We start from the raw sequence: 6390 nt of genomic DNA on the forward strand, positions 1-6390 counted from the left end.
CGAAGTGTCTTGGTACACGCCCAAGCTCAAAAGTCGGCGGCTCCTTGCCGGACTTGCTTTAGTGGCTGGCAAGCCAGTTACGCACCCGGTTTTCCAGAACGCCGGTCACGTCGTCTTCCTCATATTCTTCAATAGCTTCGGACAGAAATGCAAGCACCAGCAGCGTTCTGGCTTCGGCTTCCGGAATACCCCTGGCCTGCAAATAGAACAGAAGATCCTCATCAATCTGACCGCTGGTTGCCCCATGGGCGCAAATGACGTCGTCCGCGAAGATTTCCAGTTCCGGCTTGTTCGCCATTTCCGCGTCTTCAGACAGCAGCAAGGCCTGGGTCATCATCTCGCCATCGGTCTTCTGAGCATGCTGGGCCACGTTGATGCGGCCTTGATAAACACCCTTGGCCCTGCCGTCGAGAACAGACTTGAAGAACTCGCGGCTGTTGCAATGGGGAACCGCATGATCAACGATCAAGGTCTGGTCCGCCAGATCGTCTCCGCCAGCCATGGTGACCCCATAGATTTTGGCTTCCGAATACTCGCCGGTAAACTCCACGAACTGCTGATTGCGCACAAAACGCGGCCCGGCCAGGAAGCCAAGGGTCTTCAGCTCCGCTTCCGCGCCCAGCGATGCGATCGTCGTGAAGAGATGTGCGGCCTCGCAGACACCAACGACCAGACGTGTGCTGGCCAGGAACGCCTTGTCGGCGACCTCATATTCAAAGACCGCGTTGCGTTCGCCAGAACCAGTTTGCCCAATGAATGTTTCCAGAAGACGCAGCTTGGCCCCCTGTGCCACGCTCACCTTGATGCGAGTGACCTGTGCGCCTTCAGACGTCGCCACATGCACCAGTTCCACAGGTTTGGAAATATCGGCCCCGTCTGCAACTGAAATGACCACCCCACCTTGAACAAAGGCGGTGTTCAGCGTCAGAACGCCATCGCCTGCGGCCGATTTCGGCTCGCTCAGGAGCTGCGCGCCTTCCTCTCCCGCAAGGGCGTCTGCAAGGCATGTCACAGTAACCTTTTCAGCGGCAAGGCCCACGTGATCGGAAAGCTCCGGCTGATACGTGCCATTGGCAATCACAATCCGGTACCGCTCCAGATCACCGTAAGCGTCCTCAGAGGACAGCAGCTTTTCCGCGGAGGCCTTGTCCGCAGGACCTGCCAGCGGCGATGCCGTTTTCAAAAAGGCGCGCAGGTCGGAATATTTATATTCCTCGACCCGGCGGTGCGGCAGCCCCTTGTCCCGGATCCGGCTGATCGCCCCTTCTCTCAAGGCGCTGACGGCAACAGACCCGGCCAGGGCGGTCCTGCCGGTCTCAAACCGGTCAAACAGCTCGCTTTCGGCCTGGGTATGTTTGATGGGCAGAGTTGCGTTCATGTCGCGTTGCTCCCTCAGGCGGCCGTTTCGATGTAGTCGGCATATCCGTTTTTCTCCAGCTCAAGCGCCAGATCCTTGTCACCGGTCTTGACGATCCGGCCCTTGGACAGGACATGCACCACATCCGGCACGATGTGATCAAGAAGACGCTGATAGTGAGTGATCACCACCATTGCGCGCTCCGGAGACCGCAGCTTGTTGACCCCGTCGGAGACGATCCGCAGCGCGTCGATATCAAGTCCGGAATCGGTTTCATCGAGCACACAGAGCGTCGGCTCCAGCAAAGACATCTGCAGGATTTCGGCGCGCTTTTTTTCACCGCCGGAAAAGCCCACATTGAGCGGCCGTTTCAGCATGTCCATGGACACGTTTAAGTGGCTGGCGGCTTCCTTGACCCGCTTCATGAAATCCGGGATCGACAGCGTGTCTTCCCCGCGCGCCTTGCGCTGCGCATTCATGGCGGTTTTCAGGAATTCCATGGTGGCAACACCCGGAATTTCAATCGGATACTGGAAGGCCAGGAACATGCCGGCGGCGGCACGTTCATCCGGTTCCATCTCCAGCATATTCTCGCCGTTGAACAGAATTTCGCCCTCGGTAACCTCGTAGTCGTCCTTGCCGGCGAGAATGTAGGACAGGGTCGATTTTCCGGAACCGTTCGGGCCCATGATCGCATGGACCTCACCCGGTTTCACGGTCAGATCGATGCCGCGCAGGATTTCGGTTTCGTCTTCCGCGATGCGGGCGTGAAGGTTTTTGATCTCAAGCATGAGACTATCCTTGCTTCTGTAGCGGGCGTGTCGCCCAAGTCATTTTCGTCTAGCAGGCCGGCAATCAGCCCACGGATCCTTCCAGGCTGATCGAGATCAGCTTTTGTGCCTCAACCGCAAATTCCATCGGCAGCTGCTGAATTACGTCCTTCACGAAGCCGTTGACGATCAGCGCCACCGCTTCTTCCTCAGAAAGACCCCGCGCCAGGCAATAGAACATCTGATCGTCCGAGATCTTCGAGGTGGTCGCCTCGTGCTCGAACTGCGCCGATGCATTCTTGCTTTCGATATAGGGCACCGTATGGGCGCCGCAGTCCTGACCGATCAGGAGCGAGTCGCACTGGGTGAAATTGCGCGCATTCGAGGCCTTGCGATGGGCGGAGACCAGTCCGCGATAGGTGTTCTGGGATTTACCTGCGGAAATGCCCTTGGAAATGATCCGGCTGGAGGAGTTTTTGCCCAGATGGATCATCTTGGTGCCGCTGTCGATCTGCTGATAGCCGTTCGACACCGCGATGGAGTAGAACTCGCCCCGGGAATTTTCACCGCGCAGGATGCAGGACGGGTATTTCCAGGTGATTGCTGACCCGGTCTCAACCTGAGTCCAGGAAATTTTGGAATTCTTGCCGCGGCAGTCGCCGCGCTTGGTGACGAAATTATAGATCCCGCCTTTGCCGTCCTTGTCGCCCGGGAACCAGTTCTGGACCGTGGAATATTTGATTTCCGCGTCATCCAGAGCCACCAGTTCCACGACCGCCGCATGCAGCTGGTTCTCATCGCGCTGAGGTGCCGTGCACCCCTCCAGATAGGACACATATGCGCCCTTGTCAGCAATGATCAGAGTGCGCTCAAACTGGCCTGTGTTCTGCTCATTGATGCGGAAGTAGGTCGACAGTTCCATCGGGCAGCGCACACCTTCCGGCACATAGACGAAGGAGCCGTCGGAGAAGACCGCCGAATTCAGGGTGGCGTAGTAATTGTCCGTCACCGGAACAACCGAACCGAGATATTTTTTCACCAGATCCGGATACTCGCGCAGAGCTTCGGAAATGGAACAGAAAATAACGCCGGCTTTTTTCAGTTCTTCCTTGAAGGTGGTGACGACGGACACTGAATCGAACACCGCATCCACGGCCACCCGGTTTTTGGGCTCTACGCCCGCCAGGATTTCCTGTTCGGCAAGCGGAATGCCGAGCTTTTCATAGGTCGCCAGAAGCTCCGGATCGACCTCGTCCAAGCTCTTCGGCCCTTCAACGGATTTCGGCGCCGCCCAGTAATAAAGGTCGTCAAAATCGATCTTCGGATAGGAGACACGCGCCCAATCCGGCTCATCCATCTGCTGGAACCGGCGCAAGGCGTCGAGGCGCCATTCGGTCATCCATTCCGGCTCGTTCTTCTTGGCGGACAGAAAACGAATGGTCTCTTCAGAGAGACCCTTGGCCCCTTTTTCCGACTCAATGTCGGTGACGAAGCCGTATTTATACTGGTCGACATCGATAGCTTTCACCTGATCGATGGTTTCCTGTACAGCTGGCATCCCTTGCCTCCATTAGACGGGCCTGCGGCCCGCTCTTTGACGATTGCTGCGCAGGAGCGTTCCGGTCCTGCACGATTATCTGGCGGTGTTCCGCCGGTTTTCTACCCTTAAGCAGCCCTGTGCCGGGCTCGCGGGTTGAGCCGGTCCACAATGGCCGGCCAGAGTTCAAGCACCGCGCTGATATCCGCATGGGTAGTGTTCCACCCCATGCTCACCCGCAATGCACAGCGCGCCACGTCTTCGTCCACTCCCATGGCGGTCAGCACGTGGGAGACGGACACTTTGCCGGACGAGCAGGCGGATCCGGACGAAACGGATACGCGCTCGAGATCAAAAGCGATCAATGCGGTTTCTGCGGAAATACCGGGCACGGCGAAACAGCTTGTATTTGCAAGGCGGTCAGTGCCCTCGCCGAAGATGACGGTCGAGGGGCAAATGGTCCGAAGGCCTGTTTCGAGCTGGGTCTTCAATGCACTCACATGGCCCATGCCGCGCGTTTCTTCAAGGGCCTCCAGGGCCGCGACACCGAAGCCGCTGATCGCAGCTACATTTTCCGTCCCGCCCCGGCGCCAGTTTTCCTGACCTCCGCCAACCATCAGCGGCGACGGCACCCGAGCGGTGGAGCGGACAACCACAGCGCCGATCCCCTGAGGCCCGCCGAACTTGTGCGCGGACAAGGTCACCGCATCGGCTTGCCAGCTGTCCAGATCTACCGGTATCCGCCCGGCTGCCTGCACCGCATCCACATGAAAAAAATGGCCATGGGCCTGCGCGATCCGGCCAATGTCGCCAAGCGGCTGAATCACGCCGGTCTCATTGTTCGCGGCCATGACCGAAACAAGGCTCGGTCCGGCCTGAGACACAGCTTCTTCGAACCGGTCCAGCTTGAGACGGCCGTTCGAATCAACCTCCAGCACCACCTGATCCGAGACAGCGAACCGGCCGCCGGCCGCAACAGAGGGATGTTCGACCGCGCTGCGGAACAGCTTGTCAAGATAGACCGGAGCGCCCTGGTCCTGCCAGGACGCAGACAAGGCCGTCTGATTTGCCTCCGTTCCGCCGGAGGTAAAAGTCACCGCTCGGGTCTTCGCGCCACACAGACGCGCTACGTCTTCGCGCGCCGTCTCGATCCTGCCCCGGGCGCGGCGGCCATCCGCATGGACCGAAGACGCATTGCCCGTGTCGTTCAACACTTCGATCATACGCTCACGCGCACCGGCCCGCAGAGGCGCTCCGGCATTGTGATCGAGATAGATCGGGTCAGAACGTCGTGGCATGACACTCCAGTCGATGATTTCACAGGTTAAACGCCATCGAAAATTTGCTTAATCGCCAAGCACATGTTCGAAAAACTTGAAATTTTTCTCTGTGATGACGATAACAGCCCCAACCGGTCGAACCGAGTGTTGCCGCCGCAAGGGGGTTATGCAAACTTTCGAACAATTCTAAACAGGGTTCTAGAAACTTGGAGGCTAAGAGTCAAGTTTAGACTTACGGGAAACCACGTAGTTCAGAACCCCACTTCCCGCGCCCTGCCTTTTTCCGGCGCAACAAGACGACAAGGACATAGCGCTTCATGCCTGAGGTGATCTTCAACGGTCCCGCGGGCCGGCTCGAGGGCCGGTTCCATCCCGCCAAAAAACGCAACGCACCGATCGCACTGGTTCTGCATCTGCACCCGCAATTTGGCGGCACGATGAACAATCAGATCGTCTATCAGATGTATTACATGTTCGCCCGGCGCGGTTTTGCGGTTCTTCGGTTCAATTTCCGTGGCGTCGGCCGCTCGCAGGGTGCCTTTGACCACGGTCAGGGTGAATTGTCCGACGCGGCTGCAGCGCTTGACTGGGTCCAGACCGTGCACCCGGACGCGCGGGCATGCTGGATTGGCGGCTTCTCCTTCGGCGCCTGGATCGGCATGCAGCTTCTGATGCGCCGTCCGGAAGTGGAAGGTTTCATCTCAGTCGCCCCTCCTGCAAACCTGCACGACTTCTCTTTCCTGGCGCCCTGCCCCTCTTCCGGCCTGATTATCCACGGCGATCAGGACAAGGTGGTGCCCCAGAAAGACGTTCAGACCCTTGTGGACAAGCTGAAGACCCAAAAGGGCATCGTGATCGATCACGAAACCATTCCGGGCGCCAACCATTTCTTTGAAAACGATATGGATGAACTTCTGGAGCGCTGCGGCACCTATGTGGACGGCCGCCTCGGCCTGACCCCGGAAGACTATGTCGAAATCGACTGAGGCAAGCCTTCTCAGGGACGATCAAAGCCCGCCCTTTGGCGGGCTTTTTTCGTTTTTGCAAGAAACTACTTCGCTGCGGCGGGATATGATCCGGAGTCAGTGGGAAATGCTTGTCTTATGGTTTTTCCGGCTCATTAGGACAGAATGAGCCAGTGCAGACCACTCCAAATGGCCAGCACTGGCGGCAGCGGGATCGACCCGGGCTTGGTCGTTTCGGACCGTTCTAGAATCTGTGGACATATATGACTCACAGATCGTATTTTTTGTGATACATATGTGGACGCCCCCTATAGCAAGAGCTGTTTTGTCTTGTTGCAGTGATCGGTTGCTTTGATATGTCCGGCCTGTCTGTCAATCGGCATCCAAACGTGACCCCTTATCGGCGCCCAATTTTGCCCCCCTTGGTGATGAGCTGGCCCGTCGCTGCGTAGTCCCCATTTAACGCAGCGGCGGCGGGCCA

The 6390-nt window shown here is 57.9% G+C and carries 5 protein-coding genes; 1 reads left to right on the forward strand and 4 read right to left on the reverse strand.

Annotated elements, in window-relative coordinates; genetic code table 11:
• Nucleotides 1-58 precede the first annotated feature (58 nt).
• The 4 genes from sufD to ACXAH0_RS20680 all read right to left on the reverse strand — a co-directional run bounded on the left by sufD (nt 59) and on the right by ACXAH0_RS20680 (nt 4962).
• Nucleotides 59-1378, reverse strand: coding sequence for a Fe-S cluster assembly protein SufD (gene sufD / locus ACXAH0_RS20665; RefSeq protein ID WP_475194756.1), 1320 nt, complete (start codon nt 1376-1378; stop codon nt 59-61).
• A gap of 14 nt (nt 1379-1392) precedes the next feature.
• Complete coding sequence (sufC, locus tag ACXAH0_RS20670; protein WP_475173155.1) at nt 1393-2148, reverse strand: Fe-S cluster assembly ATPase SufC; 756 nt, start codon at nt 2146-2148, stop codon at nt 1393-1395.
• Nucleotides 2149-2212: 64 nt separating this feature from the next.
• Nucleotides 2213-3685, reverse strand: a complete 1473-nt coding sequence (gene sufB, locus ACXAH0_RS20675) for a Fe-S cluster assembly protein SufB (RefSeq protein WP_475173156.1) — start codon at nt 3683-3685, stop codon at nt 2213-2215.
• 107 nt (nt 3686-3792) lie between these two features.
• On the reverse strand, nt 3793-4962 hold the full coding sequence (locus ACXAH0_RS20680) for a cysteine desulfurase family protein (protein ID WP_475194759.1): 1170 nt from the start codon (nt 4960-4962) through the stop codon (nt 3793-3795).
• Between the two features lie 299 nt (nt 4963-5261).
• Between ACXAH0_RS20680 and ACXAH0_RS20685 the strand changes: the two genes are divergently transcribed.
• Nucleotides 5262-5930 (forward strand): alpha/beta hydrolase, encoded by a 669-nt coding sequence (locus ACXAH0_RS20685; RefSeq protein ID WP_475173160.1) that lies wholly within the window; start codon nt 5262-5264, stop codon nt 5928-5930.
• Nucleotides 5931-6390 lie beyond the last annotated feature (460 nt).

The organism is Roseibium sp. AWQ4_290 (assembly GCF_056160985.1).